Below are 21820 nucleotides of genomic sequence, written 5' to 3' on the forward strand. Positions count from 1 at the left end.
ATTCTCGTTAGCTTGCCAACCACTGCTCAATGTAGTCGCGGTGATTAGGTAAGCTGCTTAGTTTTTGCTGCGTGATTAGCTGATTTTGTTGAATTACTTTATCAGCTAGGTCACGTTCGTTGTAGAAATGAGATTGCAAAGAAAAGTCTGGAGAAAATCCCATTCCATATAGTACGTACTGATAGCTGGCGGCAGGGAATAACTCTATTGCCGCTGAAAAATCAGCAATTTGTGGGCCGCGATACTTCCAAATTTCCAAATCTTCTTTTAAAGAATCGGGGATAGAAGCCGCATCGCGATTGGCAACCCAGTAAGGCTCACTGCGTTGATTAAAAATATAATGAAGTTTCAAGAAGTCGATAATGCGCTGCCAGCGATAATTCATTTGTTTGTTAAAGCGCTGGCTGACTATAGGCATAGCAGAAACGGGCAGCGGCATTTGCTCTGCAATATAACGTGCTGATATCTCAATAAGCATGAGGGCTGTTGCCTCTAACGGCTCTACAAACCCTGCGGAAAGGCCTACGCCAATGCAGTTGCCTTTCCAAATACGCTTCTTATAACCAGAGTTAAAGCGAATGGTGCGCGCTTTCAAATCACCGTGCTTGTCACCGACGTACTCACGCAATACTTCTTCGGCGCGTTCATCGGTAGTAAATTCGGTGGAGTAAACATGGCCTACGCCTCTTCGAGAAGATAGACCAATATCCCAAATCCAGCCTGCTTCTTGTGCTGTTGCTTGGGTATAGGGCTTTATTTCGAAGTCTTCATCGTGGGGTACATGAAGGGCAAGGGCAGAGTTATTGAATAGCACGTCGTCTGTGGAAATAACGCTTTCACCGAGGGTTTCGCCAAGCAATAGCGAGCGAAAACCAGAACAGTCGACAAATAAATCGGCGTCTAAAACCATGCCGTTGTTAAGCGTAACGCTTTCGATATGTTCGTTTGAGGTTGCGGCTACGCTTTCTACCGTGGCGACAATGTGTTTTACGCCTAGCTCCGTTTTGCTGAAGTCTCGTAACATGTCAGCAAATGCGCCAGCATCTAAATGATACGCATAGTTCGATTGCGCGCTGCTGTATTCCTGTTCGCTGAGCGTGCGAGGCGCCATATTGCGTTCACACACGTGCTGCTGAAAGTTAGTGGCATTGGCAAAATTTGCAATGTCGCCTACGTAGGGGGCCATCTCAACGCGGCCATAACCTAGCGGAACGGTAAACGGGTGGTAATAAAAGTCGCCGTCGCCATTTACCCAATTTACAAACTTACCGCCTTGCTTGAATGCAGCGCTGCAGCGTCTAAATACTTCTTTTTCAGACAGGCCAATGTCTTTCAGCGTGTTGCGCATGGTTGGCCAGGTTCCTTCACCTACGCCGACAGTAGGAATGTCACTGGATTCGACTAAAGTTATGTCTAAGCCACATTCACCCATAGCTACCTTGTGTTTAGCCGCGACGATAGCGGCTGTAAGCCAGCCAGCGGTGCCGCCACCTACGATGACAATACGTTGTTTTTGAGATGTATTAGATGAATGGTTCATGAAACAACACTGCTTAAATGGAATTATGACTGTTTTCTACATTTATCCATAAACGTACTCGTTTTGCCAATAGGCTTATGGATAAATGGCAGGGTTTTACCCCTGCCAAAACACACACAAATCTTAGAATGAGCCTCGGATACCTACAGAGTAGCGAGCACCATTGTCTTCAATTGAGTAAATTTGGTCTGGGAAGCGACCTACTTGTGTAAGCTCTTCTTCAGTCACGTTGATACCTTCAACAAATACCGTAAGGTGTTCGTTGATGTCGTAACTTGCACTTACATCCCATTGACCGTAAGTTTCAGTCGTAATTGGCTCGCCAGTCGCGCCGCCAACTTCAGTGTTATCTAGTGCAAATAGGAACGACTCACGGTTGTTAAACGCTACACGTGCTTGGAACGCATCACGCTCGTAGAACACGATAAGGTTTTGTGAATCTCCAAGACCTGCTAGCGCAAACGTCTGAGTTGTATCGCCAGATACTTCCGCATCGCTGTTTACTACAGTAGCGTTAGCGGTTACACCAAAGCCGTTATCCCATACGTGGGTAATCGCTACTTCGTAACCATTAACCGTTGCTGTTTCGCCGTTTTGAGGGCGAGGAACGGTATAATCTTCGGTAGTTCCATTGAGTTCATCAGTTGTTGCTACTACGTCACGCTCAGGGTTTTGAGGATCGAGTGACAATCCTGGTTCACACAACGGGTCGCTTGTACAGCGGAAGTCGGGACCTGAACGATTAAACAACGTGTAAGTTTCAGTTCCACCAAGTGTAACAATAAAGTCTTCCACTTCTTTATTAAATACTGCAAACGAGAATACTGAATCATCGCTGTAATACCACTCAAATGATAAATCCCAGTTTTCAGCGCTAAATGGCTTAAGGTCAGGGTTACCACCGCTTGCCTGAAGGTTTTGTCGACGAGGCTCACCATACGTTGTCGCCGGAGACATCTGAGACATAGTCGGGCGTGTCAAAGAATCGTAGCGAGAGAAACGCACAATCATGTCTTCTTGTACTTCTAGCTTAACATTCAAGCTAGGCAAAAGGTTGGAATATGAAGATGTACCAGTAATATCTTCTGCAGGCCCAAAAACGTTTCTAAATAGCGTGAGATCTGAGGTAGGTACAACATCAGCAATAAACGCTTGTACCGCAGAAACCGCTACGCTTGTCTCTTCATAACGGGCACCGAAGTTCATGGTTAACGGCATATCACCGATGTCATAACCAAACTCGAAGTTAGCGTAAAGTGCAGTCACGTCTTCTTCAATAGTGTAATAGTTATTTTGCAACGTTGGCGTTACTGGCGCGCCTTGAGAGGCAAGGTAATCTAGGTAAGCATCACCGTCGTACGTGTACCAAGTGTCAATCAAACCGCTGAAGAAGTTGTTCGCGGTAAACGGGCGAATATTCAGTTCATCGATTGGCGCTGCTGTGCCATAACCACAGAATGCACATTGTGACGCAAACTCTTGGAAAACGAATTTCTCACGCTCTGAGCGCAAAATACCGAAATCAACTTTACGGAAAACGTCAGAATCAGCTAAATAAGTGAAATCAGCTTTGTATTCTGTTACTTCGTCTTCAGACGCAACAACGTTACCTAAGTCATTATAGTGAAGGCGGTTTAGCGAAATATCGGGTAGTTGACCATTGCCAAAACCATCGTGAATTACAGTAGGTGTACCACCTGTGCTGTCAAACTCGTAGTTGTTAATAATACCTACAACGTTAAAGCGACCTTCGCCAGCAACGTCGTTTTCCGCTTCAGATGTTGATACATCAAACGTTGCTGAAAGGGAGTCAGTTACCTGCCAATCAACATTTAAACCAAAACCTTTGTTGGTAACATCACGTACACCACGGGTAGACGATACGAAGTCAGATGCTGGATTACCGCTACCTTGGTGTAGGTCAATTTCCTGCGTAAATTGTACAGCCGTGCCAAACTCAGAAATAGTGGCTGAACCCACGCGATCTGGCTCAAACCATGATGCAAGGTCAGTAACTTGTGAATCCACTTCAAACTTAGATACAAAACCGTCTAATGTGATAGTTACATCGTCAGATGGCGCAAACTGCGCAACAAGTGATGCATTGGTACGTGTTCTATCTTGCTGGTCGACTACTTGGTCCCAGTTACGAGGTAGATAAACATTAGATTCTAAAACACCGTCATTTCTATTCGAAAGTGTTAGACCTGGACGCCAACCCGCTGTTTGGATACGGTTAATTTGAACTTGACGCTCTTGATGAGAGACCGCAAGTAGCAAACCAAATTTATCGTCAGCAAATGTGTTGCTAACTAAGAAAGAGGCTTGTGGAGACGTTTCTTCTGAAAGGGTTTCATACACACCTTTCACGCTTCCTACCGCTTGGAAACCGTCATAGTCGAATGGACGAGCAGTCGATACATTGATGGTAGAGCCGATGCCACCCGATTGAAGGTTGGCAACGCCACTTTTATAAATATTGGCGCCAGTAATTTGGTCGGCAGCAAGTACGTCGAAGTTAAATGCACGGCCAGCGTCGTCAGTAGCGAGTTGGCGACCGTTTACAAGTACCGTGTTAAACTGTGGGCCGAAACCACGTACCGTAACTTTTTGGCCTTCACCACCGTTACGGTCAATAGAGACACCAGTGATACGCTGAAGTGATTCAGCAACGTTTAGATCTGGGAATTTACCTAAATCTTCCGCTGCGATACCGTCTGAAACAGCGAGGTTTTCTTTCTTATCAGACATTGCTCTTTTCAAGCTGCTTACAATGCCGCGAACTTCAATAACTTCAACAGGTGCATCGTTTACACTTTGAGTGTCAGCATCTTGAGAAAATGCTACCGGTGCGTGTAGGGCAGAGGCGATAGCAACACCTAAAAGTGAGCGTTTCGCAATTGGGCCTAACTGTGATGTGTTAATTTTATGTGTCACTGTGTTTTCTCCGTGAGTAGGCTACGTTTTAACGTACTTTGCACTTAAATTACGTTTTTAGTATGTGCGGATCAAGCTTATTAACATTACTTTTACACATTTAACGTTATATTTTCTCGATTATTATTTGTAACTTTATGAAAAATATAACGTTTCTATTTTAAGGTAAAAGGTGAAACGTTTACCTTAGGTCCAATACTAGCACAAAATGACAATGTAATTACAATGTTATAAAAATTTTTTTGTATAAAAAAAGTGCGGTATATAACCGCACTTTATTAACAATAGGAAAAATAAGGAGAAATTAACTACAGCGGATACGGTCTACAGCAGCTTTCCAACCGTCATAGGCTTGATCACGTTCCTGCTTTGATAGTCTTGGGGTGAAAACGCTATCACTCTTCCAGCACTGGGTTAGATCATCAATACTGCTAAACACACCTGCTTGTAACCCGGCAAGGAAAGCTGCGCCTAACGCAGTTGTTTCGGTGATTTCAGGTCGCTCTACTTCAGCACCCAATATATCTGACAAAAAGCCCATAACCCAGTCGTTACGGGACATACCGCCGTCTACACGTATATTCGTAGGGCGAGCTCCGTCGCTTTCCATCGCTTTTTGAAGGTCTTTGGTTTGATAGCAAACCGATTGTAGGCCTGCGGCAACGATTTCGCTTATTCCTGTATCACGAGTAAGGCCTAAAATGGCGCCTCGAGCATCTGGGTCCCAATATGGCGCGCCCAAGCCGGTAAAGGCAGGAACTAAAAATACACCGTTATCTTCTCGCGCGCGCTGTGCTAAAGCTTCAGATTCTGCCGCATCGTCAATAAGCTTTAGGCCATCGCGAAGCCACTGCACGGTGGCGCCAGCCATAAAGATGCTGCCTTCTAACGCATAGGTGGTTTTGCCATTTAGTCGGTAACCTACAGTAGTAAGTAAGCGGTTTTTTGATTGAAGAGGGGCGTCGCCGGTGTTAAGGATCATAAAGCATCCGGTTCCGTACGTACTTTTTGCCATGCCTTTTTCAAAACACGCTTGACCCACAAGTGCTGCTTGCTGGTCGCCTGCTACACCCTGAATAGGAATAGCTTTTCCGATGATGTCTTCTTTAATTACCCCAAAATCTGCGGCACAGTCCATAACTTCCGGCAGCATTGAAGCTGGAATGTTAAATTTATCAAGAAGCTTTTCATCCCAACACTGGTTATGAATATCAAACAACATGGTTCGAGACGCATTGGTGGCATCAGTTTTATGTGACTCACCGCCCGTTAAACGCCAAATCAAATACGTATCCACGGTACCAAACAGAAGTTCGCCGTTTTCTGCCTTCTCTCGGGCGCCTTCGACGTTATCTAGTATCCATGCGACTTTCGTTGCTGAGAAGTAAGGGTCAAGTAAAAGCCCTGTCGACTCTGTTATATACGATACAAATTCTTCGTCTTCGCTAAAGTCTCGGCAATATTGTGCTGTGCGTCTGTCTTGCCAAACGATTGCAGGGTAGACAGGCTTTCCTGATTGCTTATCCCAAACTAGCGTGGTTTCGCGCTGGTTTGTGATACCAATAGCAGCGACGTCAGACGGGGTTACATTACATTTGTTAAAAACTTCCTTCAAGGTAGCGACAACACTTTCCCAAATTTCTTCGGGGTCGTGTTCAACCCAGCCATCTTTAGGGTACTTTTGAGAAAACTCCTGTTGAGCGATGGCCTCTATACTGCCTTTTGCAGAGAAAATAATGCTGCGAGAGCTTGTTGTGCCTTGGTCAATGGCAAGAATATGTTGTCCCATAAGGTCACTCCTGAAGATAATTTTCATAGAGTTTGCATCATTTACAGATGTTTAACAATGCCATATTTTCGAAAACGAACATCTGATTTTCGTTTTATCGCGTGAAGTTTGTCATTAAGCACGTATAATTATTGTCGTTTTTATTTATGAGGATGTGTGATGAACCAAACGCAAAGACACGAAAAAATTGTTGGGCTAATAAAGCAACATGGTTTTATGTCTATTGATGATTTGGTGAGTGCTTGTGAAGTGACGCCACAAACCATTCGAAGAGATTTAAATCAGCTTGCTGAGAATGGCGTGGTCAGTCGCTACCACGGCGGCGCAGGTTTAAACCGAAGCTGGGAAAACACGCCTTATCAAGAACGTAAAACACAAAACAGTGAAGTAAAAGAAAAAATTGCTGAAGCTGTAGCGGCCATGATTCCCGATGGTGCGTCTTTGTTTATCAATATTGGTACTACGACTGAACTTATTGCTACTAAGCTACTAAATCATAAAAATCTACACGTAGTAACAAACAACATTCATGTAGCGACAATCCTATCTGCTAAAGAAGACTTCTCGGTGATCATTGCCGCAGGTGAAGTACGGTATCGCGACGGTGGTATTATTGGTGAAGCAACCTGTGACTTTATCAGTCAATTTCGTATGGACTACGGTATTATCGGTATAAGTGGTATAAGTTCAGATGGCGCGCTATTAGACTTTGACTTCAGAGAAGTGAAAGTTTCACAAGCTATTTTAGAGCATACTCAACACGTCATCCTTGCTGCCGACTACAGTAAATTTGAACGCCGCGCCATGGTTGAACAGGGCCATATATCACAAGTCGACTGTTTAGTTTGCGACAAAACACCACCGCCAAGCATAGGCAAAATTATAAAAGAAAATAACATTACTTTTGTAAAAGCATAACCATTAGCTGTATTACTGACTTATCGTCATAATCACAGATCTGTCATAATTCTAGACTAGCCTTATCATTCGATAATGTTGTGCGATGCCAAGTGTTCCTTGCACATGGTTTTGTATTGATTCACTCGTCTAGTTGTATTTACAAATATGCGACTCAGCGTATATAGATTAGCTAAACCCTTTATTCTTCCTTTGCATTATTACCAGCAAGTTAACGCATAATTGGGTTCATTTAACTTTCTTTAATGTTCGGTAATGTTCGTTTTGTGTTGACATGTTTTCCTTTTGGTTGTCAAATAGCCAACAACTAGATAAAGCAAATGTAAATACGAGCAGGGGCAAACTATGAGTCACAGCAATGAATCTGAAAAAACAGTCGACGTTTTAGTTGTTGGCGGCGGCGTTAACGGTGTTGGCGTGGCGCTAGACGCTGCAGGACGTGGGCTTTCAGTAGCATTATGTGAAAAAGGTGACCTTGCTGGCGCTACATCTTCATCAAGTAGCAAGCTCATTCACGGCGGCCTCAGATATTTGGAACATTACGAGTTCCGTTTAGTAAAAGAAGCATTGGCGGAACGGGAAGTATTGCTTCAAAAAGCCCCTCATATCATGTGGCCCTTGCGCTTTCGCTTGCCGCATCAAAAGCATTTACGCCCAGCGTGGATGATTCGAATTGGTTTGTTCCTTTACGATTCACTGGCGAAACGCAACATGCTACCTCGCTCACGTAAGCTGTCCACAACCAGCGAAAGCCCTTTAGTTAGCGGTATTACAACCTGTTTTGAATATTCTGACGGGTGGGTAGACGATGCACGCTTAGTGGTATTGAACGCATTAGCCGCACAAGATCAAGGCGCACAAATTTATACCCGCACTGAATGTGTGAAAGCTGAAAAGCTAGACAACCTGTGGAGCGTTGAGCTTAAAACAGCAAAAGGGAAAACGTTTACAGTAAAAGCGAAGTCTATTGTCAATGCTGCAGGCCCTTGGGCGGTATCCTTCTTAGATCGTTTAGTAAATGTTAACAACCCAAATGCTATGCGTATGGTAAAAGGAAGCCACTTCATTGTGCCGAAACTTTACGATACTGATGAAGCATACATACTGCAAAACAAAGACGGGCGTATTGTTTTTGTTATTCCGTATGAAGGAGATTTCTCTCTGGTAGGTACTACTGATGAAGACTTCAAAGGCAATCCATCAGATGCTGCTATATCGGATGAAGAAACCGAATACTTAATTGACGTGGTAAACACATACTTTAAATCAAAAATTACCCTAAGCGATATTGTTCACTCTTACAGTGGCGTAAGACCTTTACTGGAAGAAAAGAATGCTTCTGCTCAAGAGTTAACACGAGACTACAAAGTTGAGCTAAAAGGTGAGACAGGTAAGCCTGTGTTGCTCAATATTTTTGGTGGGAAAATAACGACCTACAGAAAATTAGCTGAGCATGCGGTAGACAAACTGACTACATGTTTCCCTAAAGCCAAGAAAGCATGGACTAAAGATGTTCCTTTACCAGGTGGCGCATTCGAAAGCCAAGACGAGCTTGTAAATAAGTTAATTGGTGAGTTCCCGTGGTTGAACAAAGATATTGCTCAACGTTATGCCCGTCAATATGGCCTTTTAAGCTACAAATTTTTAAAAGGAAAATTGACAATTGCTGAGATGGGAGAAGACTTTGGCGCAGGCATGTATCGCGCAGAAGTAGACTATTTAATTGAGAGTGAGTGGGCATGTACCCTGGAAGATGTTATTTGGCGCAGAACTAAGCATGGATTGCGTTTAAACAAAGCGCAACAAGAGGCGCTATCGCAATACATTGAGCAAAAAGCTCATTCACTTGATAGCGAGCAACAAGCTATTGACCCAGTATTGGCAAGTGCGTAGCTTCATTAAATAGATATAAAGGGCGTTTCGTCTAATAGGACGCCCTATATTCTCGTATATATCCGGTCTTATCAATTTGATACCGTTTTTTATAACTTTTTACATTAGCAAGGTCGCAAGCTTCAATTAGCCGGACTCAATATGAACACGGATGTCATAAAAGAAAGCACAGTGAGAGAAGTTATTTTCATTCGCCATGGAAAGCCACTTTCAGCCCACAATGAGAAAGTGAATGCTGCGGATTATGCAAGCTGGGTGCGTAACTATAATAAATCCCCCCTAGACCCAGCCAGCCAACCTAAACAAAAAATAGATATAACCGGTAGCTACATTGCCGTCAGCCCGCTTTTAAGAGCAAAGTTAACAGCAGCTCAATATGGGGCAACTTCAATTGATGAAGAGCTACCGGAATTGAGAGAAATGGATATACCTTACTACAAGCTACCTTTCACATTGCGCAGTTGGCACTGGGTTTTGCTAAGCCGTGCCCTTTGGTTTATGGGAACTAAAGGCCGCTTTGAAAGTTTCAAATTTGCTAAAAAACGGGTTGAAAAACTTTCAATACATATTAATAAACTTAGCGAAAAACACCCTAGAGTGGTTCTTTTTGGGCATGGGATGACGAACTACTATACGCGAGAGGCGCTAATGAAAAGCGGGTGGAAGCTAAAGCAAAAAGACAGTGATTTCTGGGGAATTACTATTTTGCAGAAAGACGTTTAGCCAAGAGTCTTACTCCAATCATCGATACTTGAAAACGCGCTAGGCTTAAGGTTTTGGTTAATTATCTATGCAAGCTGGTATTGCTTCATATTTCCTCCAAAATGCCGATAAACTATCATCATAGAAAAGTCGTTTTGCTGCGGTAGCAATTTCATGTTGCGCAAATAGCGACAAACACCACGCCAAACAAGGTTTAATACTTCAGTTATAAGCTGAGGAGCCACAGATGAATAAAAATAATAAAGATACCGAGACCACTAAAAACCTTATTAAAGCTTCTATCGCCGTTGTTTTCGCGTTCTCGCTAGGCATAGCAATTAACCATTTTCATATTGGCGAAGAAGATACCACTACAAAAGTTTTTGCAGAGCGTTTAGAGACGTTCAAGCGGAATGTGATTTCTTCACATTGGCAATGGCGAGTACGTCAGCCTACCACTATGATAATGCTTATTCACTATGACGACTCTGGCAGCGAAATGAACCGAACGCCAGTTCGTATGAATCACAATGGATGGCCGACCGCTGATATGTCGGACGCTGGATGTGAAAAAATTTGGTCATCAATAGTAGCATCCCCATTACGTGTCGACGGATTCAAAGTTCATGCAAAATACTACGCCGAGCTTGAAACAAGTGAAGATAACTACTGGTGTCGCTTCAGCTTGAGTAGAGGAACCTACTTCGACTATTACCCAGCAAGCGGTTCGGTAACTGCCTTGGAAGACTAGTAAGGTCTTCATACCATTAACATATTAATATAAATAATTACCTATGTAGGTATTTGGTTTATTTAGATAATTAGTCTACTTTTGAGTTAGCGCCATGTCATAAATTGGCACCTTAAGGTATTGTTGATAACAAGATAATACTCGACACTAACGAATTAAGTAGACATATGCTCTCTAGCTTATTCTCTTCGCAAAAGAACAATACAACGCTCACGGTAGGTGTGTCTGTGAGTGCTGCTGAGTTACATATTGCCGCTGTTAATTTTAGCGACAGTGGCTATGTACTCAACTCTTTTGCGTCTGTTCCCTTTGACAATCGACAACCTCTTGAACAGCAATTAAGCGAGGCCTTACGAGAATTTGAAAAAGAGGCATGTCGAGTATCCATTGTGCTTTCTCAAGAAATGTATCATATGGTTCAAGTGGAAAAGCCTGATGTACCCGAAGAGGACATCACGACTGCACTACCTTGGACACTTGGTGAGTTGGTTCCGTTCGATTCTAGTAATATTGTTTTGGACTACATCGATTACCCGGTTCAAACACGGACCGGCGGCAAAAAAATAGATGTGTTTGCTGCCGAAAAGTCATCGCTTTCTGCACTGGTACAAAGCCTATCGAAAAAGAAAGAGGTTAAACTCACCCATATTCACGCTAAAGAAGTGCTGGCTACCGAAATGGTGCCTGATGATGATTACGCGCGATTACTTATTATTCAAGAGCCCAATAGCGAACCTTTTTTGATGATAGTGCGCTCGCGCGCTATTTGGCTATCGCGACGGTTGAGGGGATTTGTTAAAAAATCCTCCGCCCCAGAAGATTTAGTTCAATTAAGCGATATGCTTGGTTTAGAAATTCAACGTTCCATGGATTTCTATGAGTCACAGCTAAAACAGCCACCGCTAAAAGAAATCTTGTTCAGAACACAGTTTGATTGCGAGCCTGTTATAGAGCGCTTAAAGCCCTTTCAGCCTGCGGCTATGAAAAAATTCGTTGCAGAGCTTGAATTAGCTGATGTTGTTGACCCCACTTGCCACTTTGCTTTGGCTAGTGCGCTTGTTGCAGCGAGGGAGGCCCAGTGAAACGCACGATAAACCTTTATCACCCCTCGCTTAAGCCTAAAAAAGAGCGCTTACCCCTATCAAAGGTGCTTTGGGTAAACGGCGTAGCGTTTGGAGTAATGCTAATTGCCGTTGTGGCTCTAAATGTTTTACTTAGCGCCAAACAAGAAAAAATAGCACAGCAATCAGCGTCAACACGCCAAATTAATAACGAAATTAAAGCGCTGAATAATGCACTAGAGAAAAAGCGTGATACCAAAACGCTTCAGCAGCAGCTTGAGCAAGTGAATGCCAAGATAGAAAACAGAAAGCAATTGCTTGCCTATTTAGAAAGTGGAGAGCTGTCTTTTGATGCAACCAAGTATGGCGAAGTGATGGACGATTTAGCTAACTATCACAACCAGAACCTTTGGCTTACTAGCATAAACATAGATACCCAGAAAATTCGTTTGTCAGGGCAAACGGTGGCACCTTCGTCTATTCCTGTTTGGTTAAAGAAGTTACAGCAGTCACCTTTCTTTCAGGGCAAGTCATTTTCGTCCGTGAAGTTTGATGAAGTAGACGGGGCTGAAAACGTGAAGCAATTTTTAATATCAACTGATTTTGAGGGAGACGCTGATGAGTCAGTATCAACAGCTCTCTGATAAGTTTTCTGCGCTCGAAAACAGAGAAAAGCAGCTTATTTTGTGGGTGAGCTTTGGCCTTATCGTTTATCTGTTCTTTTGGTTTGGCATATCGCCCGCGCTAGATAGCATGTCTGGTGCGGATAAAACCCTTACTCGAAAAGAAAGTGAATACAAGGCGCTAGTTATTCAAAGGGATGCCATTCAGCAAGCGCTGTCTGTCGATTACACACAGCGTATGCAACAAGAATTGGATAGCGCGAGAAAAGTACTACTGAGCGTAGACGATGCGCTGCTTTCATTGAACGAAGGCTTCGTGGCAGCCGACAGAATGCCCGAGTTGTTAATGACGCTATTAAATGAAGAAAACAATGTGAGCTTGGTTAACTTTAACGTAGAACCTACTCAAACCCTTCGTTTTGGTGAAGGTGAAACGCAAAGTACATCATTTTATCGTCACAATATGCGTTTAGTGATTGAGGGTAGTTACTTCGACTTACGCAGTTATTTAGCGCGTCTACAAGCGGCACCAGAAAAAGTCATTGTGACTGACTTCGCTTATAACGTCGACGAATATCCCAGAGCATCATTGACATTGGGGTTAGCGACAGTAAGCAATAACGCTACCTTCATTTCGCTTTAAGGAGTCTAGGTGAAGACGATGAAATGCTTGATATTTAGTTTGTTGGTAGTAGGTAGTGCTTTCAATCCTGCAATAGCCGCCGTAGACCCAACTAAACCTGCCCAGTTCAAGGGGGCGAGTGCAAGCGAAAGCAACCTTTTAGATGGCGAATTGGCACTGCAGTCAATTTTTAAACGCAGTTCCGGTTACAGCGCGATCATATCTGGCAAGTCTTATCGAGAGGGCGACACGCTGAATGAATTTACTGTGTCCAAAATAACCCCTAAACACGTGATTATAACTGACGGTCGTCAGCAGAAAATACTAAGAATGTATGCATATGAAATTAAAAAATAGCCTTATTTCTAACGCACTGATGCTAGCTGCGGCGTTTGTTATCGCGGGTTGTCAAACCTATGGTGTTGGCGAGGAAGTGAAACCGCATATTCGCGATGAACTCAATCGTTCCCAAAATGTACCTGCGACCAAACCAGCTCCTCCACCGCAGTTAAACCAAGAACTGCTGTCAGAAGTAGCTCGCTATCAGTCGCTACCAGCTCCTACGTCTCAGAAGCTATTTGCCGTATCTGCTAATAATGTGGATGTTCGACCGTTTTTCGATGCGCTGGTGGAAGATACGCCTTATAGCGTGGCTGTGCATCCAGCGGTGTCTGGTCAAATTAGCTTAACGCTTAAAGACGTGGCGCTTGAAGATGTGCTTACGATTATTTCTAGAATGTATCCGCTGGATGTATTTTTAGAAGGTAAGGTCATCCAGGTTATGCCATCTCAATTAAAAACAGAATCTATCCCGGTTAACTTTCTTATGATCAAGCGTTTCGGTGTGTCGAACGTCAGCGTGATTGCAGGTGGAGTAAGCGAGCAGGACCAAAATAACGGTGGTAACAACGGTGGTATTAACGGCAACAATAATATCAGCGGTAACGCACTGGGCGGTCAAGGTGGTTTTGGTGGCCAAGGTGGTCTTGGCGGCAACAATATACAGCAGCTCAACGGTTCAAATATTCAAACCACCAGTGAAAACGATTTTTGGAGCGACTTAAAAGAAGCGTTAAAAGTACTGGTATCACCTACTGAAGGCCGTCAGGTGGTGGTGTCACCGCAGGCGGGGTTGGTGACGGTGCGCGCGCTACCAAGCGAAATTGCCGTGGTGAAAGACTTTTTAAACCAAAGCCAAGAAAGCCTGCAACGCCAGGTGGTGCTAGAAGCTCGCATTATTGAAGTCACGCTAAATGATGGTTACCAACAAGGCGTTAGATGGGACCGTATAGCAAGCGGCTTAACGGGGAGCCTCAATTTTGGGTTTAGCGGCGGGGCACTTGCTTCTAATTTTGCAGCAAACACTGCAGCGGGAATCGACCCAGCTATTAATGCGGTTAATGCTATAGGCAATACTATTTCTACCGATATCGGTGGAGTATCAACGCTTCGTATTTCTCGCGGCGACTTTGATGGTGTTATCAATATGCTTCAAACCCAGGGTGACGTGCAAATGCTGAGTAACCCTCGCGTTACGGTAACTAACAACCAAAAGGCCGTTATTAAAGTAGGGCAAGACGAGTACTTTGTTACCGATGTGTCGACCAGTGAAGATCAAAGCACAACAAGCACAGAGAACGAGAATGACATCGAACTTACTCCTTTCTTTTCTGGTATCGCGCTGGACGTAACACCGCAAATAGACAGAAGTGGCTCTGTAATACTGCATGTTCACCCTTCAGTAACAGAAACGGCGGAACAGACAAAGGTTATCCAAGTAGGTGACCAACAAATTTTGTTACCGCTAGCACAAAGCAATATTCGTGAATCAGACACCGTGATCCGCGCTCGCGACGGTGAAATTGTGGTGATAGGCGGCTTAATGGAAACGGTTACCAGCGAGCAAGAATCCAAAACACCGCTGTTAGGTGATATCCCTATTATCGGTAACGCGTTTAAAAACAAAGCGAAAACCCAGAGCAAGCGCGAATTGGTTATTCTCATTCGCCCTTCTGTGGTACAGCCAGATACGTGGGAAAAGCAGCGCCTTCGCACTCAGTCACTACTTGATCAATGGTATAGAAACTAATTATGTACCAAGGCTTTTATCATTTCACAGAAATGCCGTTTTCGCTTACGCCGAACACGGATTTCTTTTGTGCACTGGCGCCGCACAATGAAGCGTTAAAAGTCATTTTGTCTGCGTTAAGTATGTCTGAAGGCTTTATTAAAGTGACCGGTGAAGTAGGTACAGGTAAAACCCTGTTGTGCCGCAAATTGATAAATCACCTTTCGGACAAATTTGTAGCCTGTTACTTACCGAATCCATACCTAAGCCCTGACGAGTTGCGTATAGCATTCGCCAATGAATTAGGTATTGATATATGTAAAAACGAAGCTTCTCAAGGGTTACACAGTGCCATCGAGTCAAGGCTTTTAGCACTTAAACAAGAGGGGCGGCAAGCGGTACTGATTATCGATGAAGCGCAGTCGTTAAGCTGGGATGCACTTGAGATGCTGCGCTTATTTAGCAACTTAGAAACTGAGAAAAGTAAGCTGCTTCAAATCGTTTTATTCGGCCAGCCAGAGCTTGACGCTAACCTGTCAAACCCCAAGGTTAGGCAAATTCGTCAGCGCATCAGCTTTTCGTACACGCTGCGCACAATGACGTCGGCAGAAGTGGAATATTACATAGGCCACAGACTAACAACGGCCGGCGGCAGCGAGCAGTTAATTTCTAAAGGTTTACGGGCTTTTATCGCATTAGTCACCCGAGGAACGCCACGGTTGGTTAATATTGTTTGCCACAAAATTCTTCTTCGCGCTTACGGCCAGGGAAAAAGCGCTGCGACTTGGCAACATACGATAAATGCAGTGTTTGATACTGATGACTGCAAGCGAAGGCTTGTTCCTAGACAAAGCATTGTTATTTTTTCCATAGCTGCGGTTGCTGTAGCAAGTGCGCTTTACCTTTACGGGGCGCAGGGCTTATGAGCATTTTAAATGACACCTTAAAATCGTTAGATGAGCGAAACCAGAATGAAGATTTTGGCTTGCCGCCTACGGTGCACGTCGAAAATCGTTCGCTTTGGCCTAAGGTGCTGATTGCGCTCATTGTACTAGGTCTAGTTATATGGTTGATGTTGAGTAGTATGACTGAGCTTGGGGATAACAAGAGTGTTGGTCATACAGGTAGCGCTGACATTGTTGCAAAAGACGATGTACAGAATACAGCAGCAAGCTCAATGGAAAATAAGCCCATCCAAACGGACAGTGAAAGTACTTCCAAGCAAGGTGTCGATAGTGCCGAACAACAGTTAGAGGGCATGAAGTCTACACCGTTATCCGAGCAAGATTTGGCATACCAAAATACGCCGTCAGACGTGGCTGAGATTGTATTTAACAGTATTGATGAAACGGTAGTCGACGACGAGGCAGAATATAGGCAACGTACGCAAGTTGCTAATGCTTCAAGCTCAAACTCGGATGCCCAATCAGATCAAAAGCCAGATAAAAAGACAGATAAACAGGCAGCCGAAGTTAAAGACGAAACCCTATCAGCCGCAAACGTATCAGAAGAGACTGAAGAAACCGGCTCGGCGGTAGTGAAAGCCTCAGGCTTAACCCAAGAAAAAGCAAACATACAAACGGCAAGCAGGACAAACCCTGGAACAAACGTTAAAACAACTGGTGAATTAAGCTCGCCTAAACCAGATAGCATTATTTCACGTGAGCCAGCGATTGACGTTACGCCTAAATCGCCAGAGCAACAAAGCGCCGTTCATTTAGAGGCAGGGCTTAAAGCTTATAATTTTGGTATTTTCGACGACGCTCAAAAAAGCTTTACTCTTGCACTATCTACCTACCCGCAAAACACCGAGGCTCGCAAACAGTTGGCCGCGCTTTATTTTGGTCAAAATAACAACCTACAAGCGTTACAGGTACTTTCAGAAGGCGTTGTAATATCACCAGAGGCGTTAGTGTGGCGCGAACTCATGGCTAAGATTCTGGTTCAAGAAAGCCGTTTTGAAGAAGCTCTGAACCTTATGCCAGATAGCTTAGATGCGAAAGCACTGGCTGAAAAGCGTTTCGATTATCTGATACTAAAAGGGACCTCTGCACAGACAATCAATAAACCAGAACAAGCTATCTCGGCGTTTAGCGCCATGACCTCGCTACAACCGAATAATGCAAAATGGTGGTTGGCACTGGGGGTTAATTACGACGCACTTTCTGACAAGCGTTTAGCCATATCTTCATATTCCAGAGCCCTTGCGATTGGTGGCCTCTCTTCTACATCATCGCAATATGCTAGTGCCCGCCTAACCGATTTACAGGAGCAACCTTAATGCGTCCTCGATTAAAGATGCGCCTCGGCGATTTATTAGTTCACGAAAATATCATTACCAGCGCGCAGCTTGATAATGCGCTATCGGCACAGCGGTCATCCGGGCGAAAACTTGGTGATACGCTTATTGACTTAGGGTTTATCAGCGAACCGCAACTTCTTCGCTTTCTTGCTCAGCAACTCAATATTCCTTTTTTAGATATTACACAGCGTCGAATAGATCCAGAGCAAGCACAACTTATCCCAGAAACTTATGCAAGACGCTATCGCGCGCTAGTACTCGAAGCTGACGACGATGAAGTGCTGCTAGGTATGAGCGACCCCACCGACTTAGGCGGTCTTGATCAGTTAGGGCCGCTAGTAGCGCCGCGTAATATCGAACTGGCAATAGTTCAAGAAAATCAGATGTTAGAAGCGTTTGATTCGGTTTATCGTCGTACCCAGGATATAGCGTCATTTGCAGAAAAGTTAGGTGAAGAGTACGCCGATGAAGCCGACTTTGAACTCTCTGCCTTAGACGATACTACTTCAGATGCCACAGTAGTAAAGCTGCTTCACTCTATTTTTGAAGATGCAGTACAGGTGCGTGCATCTGATATTCATATTGAGCCAGATGAAAATATTCTGCGCATCAGGCAGCGTGTTGACGGCGTGCTGCAGGAAAATACGCTAGGCCAGGTTAAAATTGCGTCGGCATTGGTACTTAGGCTAAAGCTGATGTCAGGTTTGGACATTTCAGAAAAGCGTATACCCCAAGATGGGCGTTTTAATATAAAAGTGAAAGGTCACACCCTTGATGTGCGTGTGTCCACCATGCCTGTTGCCAATGGCGAAGCGGTGGTTATGCGATTGCTAGATCAATCCGCGGGTCTTTTGACGTTAGATCAGACGGGGATGCCGGATGCAATGGCCGAGAAATTTCGCGCAGCAATAAACCGACCCCACGGCATGATATTGGTTACTGGGCCGACAGGTTCGGGTAAAACCACAACCTTGTACGGCGCGCTAAGCGAGCTCAATAAACCCGACTTGAAAATCATTACCGCTGAAGACCCCATTGAATATCGCTTGCCTCGTATAAACCAAGTACAAGTGAACTCAAAAATTGGCCTAGATTTCGCGTCAATTTTGCGTACCACGCTTCGACAAGACCCTGACATTATCATGGTGGGGGAGATGCGCGATCAAGAAACCGTTGAAATAGGACTGAGAGGCGCACTAACTGGGCACTTGGTTTTAAGTACGCTTCACACCAATGACTCTGTAACTAGCGCCATCCGTCTTATCGATATGGGCGCGGCGCCCTATCTAGTAGCAACATCACTGCGTGGCGTTTTGGCGCAGCGTTTGGTACGTCGTGTATGTGACAACTGTAAAGAAGAGCGGCCGCCAAGCGCGCAAGAGCAAGCATGGGTAGGTTTCCTAAAGCCAGAACTAGCAAATGCGACTTTTTGCAAAGGTAGGGGCTGCAATAGCTGTAACCACACAGGTTACAAAGGGCGTATTGGTGTTTTCGAGTTTTTGGAAATGAACGAAGATATGATGGAAGCGCTGCGAGATGACGATACGCAGGGGTTTGTTGACGCGACAAAGGCCAACAAAGACTTTGTTCCACTTTCTCATATGGCTCTTGATTATGCAGCTGAAGGCAAAACCTCATTAGATGAGGTCTTCAAAGTCGCTGAATTTGTGCCTGAGGTGGTGAACCACTAATGCCTCAGTTTAGTTATGCGGGTAAATCGGCTCAAGGTGGCCCTCAAAAAGGCATTATTGAGGCTGCGTCTGCGCAAGCAGCGGCGCAGGCTTTGTTGTCTAAAAACATAGTGCCTATTTCGATAGAAGAAACTAAAAAAACAGAGAAAACGAGTACTGGTTTAGACATAGGTCACCTATTCGAAGCTAAAGTCGGGCTGGATGAGATGATCATCTTTTCTCGCCAAATGTACTCGCTGCTGAAAGCGGGTATACCGATTATCCGGGCAATTAAAGGGCTAAGTGAAAACGCCTCACATAAGCGTTTCCAAGAAATTTTAAAGGACATTGCCGATCAGCTTGAGCAAGGCAGAAGCTTATCTTCTGCCATGACGAAATATGAAAAAATCTTCACGCGGTTGACCATTTCTGTTGTCGTAGTAGGTGAAAATACCGGTAAGCTGGACGATGTTTTCCTGCAGTTAGCCCTCTATTTCGAACGGGAACAGGAAACGCGAAAGCGCATTAAATCGGCATTGCGGTACCCCACTTTCGTATTGATAGCGCTCGCTATTGCTATGTTTATATTGAATCTTTTCGTTGTACCCGTTTTCACACAAATGTTTGAGCGGTTCGACACCGAGCTACCCATAATGACTCGCGTGCTTATAGGCACTTCAAACTTCTTTGTAAACTACTGGTGGTTAATTTTAATCGTATTAATTGGAATAATTTTTTCGGCTAAACAATACGTTAATTCGACTAATGGACGACTTAAATGGGACAAATTTAAACTAAAGTTGCCTGTTGTAGGCAGCATTATTGAGCGATCATTATTAGCAAGATATAGCCGTAGCTTTTCTATGATTCTGCGGGCAGGTGTGCCCTTAACTGCGGGCCTGTCACTAACAGCGGATGCTGTAGATAACGCTCATATGCAAATGCGCATCAAAGAGATGCGCCAAGGCATAGAAAAAGGCGAAAGTTTGCTGAGAGTTTCGAAAAATAGCGAACTGTTTTCTACACTTGTACTACAGATGATTGCTGTGGGTGAGGAAACGGGGCGATTAGAGCCGCTTTTAGAAGAAAGCGCCGACTATTACGAACGTGAAGTCGATTTCGACTTAAAGAGCTTAACCGCCAAAATAGAGCCTATCTTAATCGGCTTTGTGGCGGTCATGGTGTTGATACTGGCGCTTGGCATCTTTACACCAATGTGGAACATGATGTCGGCGGTGAAAGGCGGGTAATAGTTTCGCTATTTCAGTGGGGTAAAAGGTGGCTAGCACTAGAGCAGGGTTATTTAACTTTATTGTGATTGGGTTGGTGCTCGCTGTTTTGGCTACATCGTACGTGTATCACGCAGCACCAGTGATAGAAGAAGCTGAACAAGTAAACAAAGAAAACGCGATAGCTCAGTTTCAACGGGTTGTTATGTTGGCCAGAGCCCAATGGATAAAGACCAAGCAATCGAGGGTTCTGATTTACGAAACTGATTTTGATGCCAGTGGCAGTATAAAGCAGCAAAAAGAAGTGGCTGCAGAGTTATTTGTAAATACAAAAGGTTGGCCTGAAGGGCTTAAAGCAGGCCAAGGCAATGCGTGTGAATACCTGTTTACATTGGCGACATTAAGAGAATTCGATGTGTCGTCAAAAATATCGGTAAGCGATGAATACGTAAACGGATACTTGCAATGTGCATTCCTTATTCAAGACAAAGTTTGGTTTGAGTACAACGCTGGTAGCGGCGTAGTAAGAGAAAGAAAAAGTTAACTAAGCGTCGGAGTTATGCGCTTATTTGTAATCTAGGAGATGCTATGAACACGAGACAGCAAGGCTTTACGCTAATAGAGCTTATCATTGTTGTAATTATTTTAGGCTTGCTTGCGGCTACGGCACTACCGCGTTTTATCGATGTTACCGATGAAGCTCGAGAAGCCAGTGTAGAGGGTGTAGCAGGGGGCTTTGCCGCCGCTGTAGGTCTTGTGCGCGCACAATGGGAAGTGGAAGGTCGCCCAAGTGGCAACAATGGGAACGGCAATGGCACAGTAGTTACTTACGACCAAACGCCAGTGGGCGTTGACGGTACCATTGGCTACCCGACCGGCAGTTCTACCGGTAATACACTTATTTCTACGGTTAACAACACCGAGTGTAAAAACACATTTGACCTAATTCTACAGTCGGCACCTACCAACACCACATCGACAAACGATACGGTTGTTGCTGATTTCAGATACGCGGTACGTTCAGATGACTCTGGCACAAACACGCTTTGTGTTTACTACTTAGTTGAGTCTATGGGGTTACCTAATACTTCAGCGCCAGCAGACGGCACGCCTGACGGTACGACGTTTGACGGTTTCACTTACAACCCAGCCACTGGCCAGGTTACTGTTTTTTAATTAATACTCAGGAAGTTTGATTATGCAAAAAGTATCAACACAACAGGGTTTCACCCTAATCGAGTTAATCATTGTAATTGTATTGCTGGGTATCCTAGCGGTAACCGCAGCACCTAAGTTTCTGAACCTTCAAGACGACGCACGTGATTCTGTTTTACAAGGGATCGCTGGATCAATAGAGTCGGCATCATCTGTTGTATACGGTAAGGCGTTAATTAATGGCGAGGCGAGTGCAGCAACAGGTTCGGTTAATGTAGGCAACGGCACGACTATTAATACAGTCTATGGTTACCCAGATGGTGCAACTGCAACCAATTTGACTAACCTGTTAGACGCAGACATTGATAATGCTGGTGATTATTTGACTACTACTGTTGCTGGTTCTGACCCTGCTGAGCTACTGATTTATTACAAAGGTTACACAGGTTACAGCACGACTGCTCCTACTACGGCAAATGCTCCGTGTACGATTACTTACACGAATTCATCTGGTGAAGGTGTTCGCCCTACTATCAATGTTGTTTCTTGCGTCCAGTAAT

Annotated in this window: 19 protein-coding genes; 16 read left to right on the plus strand and 3 right to left on the minus strand. The window is 44.3% G+C overall.

What is annotated here, in order from left to right; all coding sequences use genetic code 11:
* Positions 1 to 7 precede the first annotated feature (7 nt).
* The 3 genes from ACYX4W_RS04660 to glpK form a co-directional block, all read right to left on the minus strand.
* Complete coding sequence (locus tag ACYX4W_RS04660; RefSeq protein ID WP_476074833.1) at positions 8 to 1540, minus strand: tryptophan halogenase family protein; 1533 nt, start codon at positions 1538 to 1540, stop codon at positions 8 to 10.
* A gap of 123 nt (positions 1541 to 1663) precedes the next feature.
* Positions 1664 to 4477, minus strand: coding sequence for a TonB-dependent receptor (locus ACYX4W_RS04665; RefSeq protein ID WP_476074834.1), 2814 nt, complete (start codon positions 4475 to 4477; stop codon positions 1664 to 1666).
* Between the two features lie 304 nt (positions 4478 to 4781).
* Positions 4782 to 6266, minus strand: coding sequence for a glycerol kinase GlpK (gene glpK, locus ACYX4W_RS04670; protein ID WP_476074835.1), 1485 nt, complete (start codon positions 6264 to 6266; stop codon positions 4782 to 4784).
* 159 nt (positions 6267 to 6425) lie between these two features.
* Here glpK and ACYX4W_RS04675 point away from each other — a divergent pair, with 159 nt between their 5' ends.
* The 16 genes from ACYX4W_RS04675 to ACYX4W_RS04750 all read left to right on the plus strand — a co-directional run bounded on the left by ACYX4W_RS04675 (position 6426) and on the right by ACYX4W_RS04750 (position 21819).
* Positions 6426 to 7184 (plus strand): DeoR/GlpR family transcriptional regulator, encoded by a 759-nt coding sequence (locus ACYX4W_RS04675; protein WP_461852671.1) that lies wholly within the window; start codon positions 6426 to 6428, stop codon positions 7182 to 7184.
* Positions 7185 to 7529: 345 nt separating this feature from the next.
* A complete protein-coding gene (gene glpD, locus ACYX4W_RS04680) occupies positions 7530 to 9077 on the plus strand; it encodes a glycerol-3-phosphate dehydrogenase (RefSeq protein ID WP_474857322.1) in 1548 nt (515 codons plus the stop codon).
* Between the two features lie 141 nt (positions 9078 to 9218).
* Complete coding sequence (locus tag ACYX4W_RS04685; RefSeq protein WP_474857323.1) at positions 9219 to 9800, plus strand: phosphoglycerate mutase family protein; 582 nt, start codon at positions 9219 to 9221, stop codon at positions 9798 to 9800.
* A 226-nt stretch (positions 9801 to 10026) separates the two neighbouring features.
* Entirely contained in the window at positions 10027 to 10530 is a 504-nt protein-coding gene (locus tag ACYX4W_RS04690) for a hypothetical protein (RefSeq protein ID WP_474802751.1), read from the plus strand.
* A 167-nt stretch (positions 10531 to 10697) separates the two neighbouring features.
* Positions 10698 to 11612, plus strand: coding sequence for an agglutinin biogenesis protein MshI (locus tag ACYX4W_RS04695; RefSeq protein ID WP_474857324.1), 915 nt, complete (start codon positions 10698 to 10700; stop codon positions 11610 to 11612).
* Positions 11609 to 12235, plus strand: coding sequence for a PilN domain-containing protein (locus tag ACYX4W_RS04700; RefSeq protein ID WP_474802745.1), 627 nt, complete (start codon positions 11609 to 11611; stop codon positions 12233 to 12235). The genes ACYX4W_RS04695 and ACYX4W_RS04700 overlap by 4 nt, the downstream gene beginning before the upstream one ends.
* Positions 12210 to 12857, plus strand: coding sequence for an agglutinin biogenesis protein MshJ (locus tag ACYX4W_RS04705; protein WP_476074836.1), 648 nt, complete (start codon positions 12210 to 12212; stop codon positions 12855 to 12857). Before ACYX4W_RS04700 ends, ACYX4W_RS04705 begins: the two co-directional genes overlap by 26 nt.
* Positions 12858 to 12875: 18 nt before the next feature.
* On the plus strand, positions 12876 to 13193 hold the full coding sequence (locus ACYX4W_RS04710) for an agglutinin biogenesis protein MshK (protein ID WP_476075442.1): 318 nt from the start codon (positions 12876 to 12878) through the stop codon (positions 13191 to 13193).
* Positions 13177 to 14925, plus strand: coding sequence for a pilus (MSHA type) biogenesis protein MshL (gene mshL, locus ACYX4W_RS04715; protein WP_474802740.1), 1749 nt, complete (start codon positions 13177 to 13179; stop codon positions 14923 to 14925). The genes ACYX4W_RS04710 and mshL overlap by 17 nt, the downstream gene beginning before the upstream one ends.
* Positions 14926 to 14927: 2 nt before the next feature.
* A complete protein-coding gene (locus ACYX4W_RS04720; protein WP_474802738.1) occupies positions 14928 to 15830 on the plus strand; it encodes an ExeA family protein in 903 nt (300 codons plus the stop codon).
* Positions 15827 to 17185 (plus strand): tetratricopeptide repeat protein, encoded by a 1359-nt coding sequence (locus ACYX4W_RS04725; protein WP_476074837.1) that lies wholly within the window; start codon positions 15827 to 15829, stop codon positions 17183 to 17185. Before ACYX4W_RS04720 ends, ACYX4W_RS04725 begins: the two co-directional genes overlap by 4 nt.
* Positions 17185 to 18897: a GspE/PulE family protein gene (locus ACYX4W_RS04730; RefSeq protein ID WP_476074838.1), complete on the plus strand. Its 1713-nt coding sequence runs from the start codon at positions 17185 to 17187 to the stop codon at positions 18895 to 18897. Before ACYX4W_RS04725 ends, ACYX4W_RS04730 begins: the two co-directional genes overlap by 1 nt.
* Complete coding sequence (locus tag ACYX4W_RS04735) at positions 18897 to 20126, plus strand: type II secretion system F family protein (protein ID WP_476074839.1); 1230 nt, start codon at positions 18897 to 18899, stop codon at positions 20124 to 20126. Before ACYX4W_RS04730 ends, ACYX4W_RS04735 begins: the two co-directional genes overlap by 1 nt.
* A gap of 28 nt (positions 20127 to 20154) precedes the next feature.
* A complete protein-coding gene (locus ACYX4W_RS04740) occupies positions 20155 to 20649 on the plus strand; it encodes a hypothetical protein (protein WP_476074840.1) in 495 nt (164 codons plus the stop codon).
* A gap of 44 nt (positions 20650 to 20693) precedes the next feature.
* Positions 20694 to 21281 carry a prepilin-type N-terminal cleavage/methylation domain-containing protein gene (locus ACYX4W_RS04745; RefSeq protein WP_474857332.1) on the plus strand — a complete coding sequence of 196 codons (588 nt, stop codon included), beginning with the start codon at positions 20694 to 20696 and terminating at the stop codon, positions 21279 to 21281.
* Positions 21282 to 21303: 22 nt separating this feature from the next.
* Entirely contained in the window at positions 21304 to 21819 is a 516-nt protein-coding gene (locus ACYX4W_RS04750; protein WP_476074841.1) for a type II secretion system protein, read from the plus strand.
* Position 21820 lies beyond the last annotated feature (1 nt).

It is taken from the genome of Alteromonas sp. ABH4_454 (assembly GCF_056311775.1).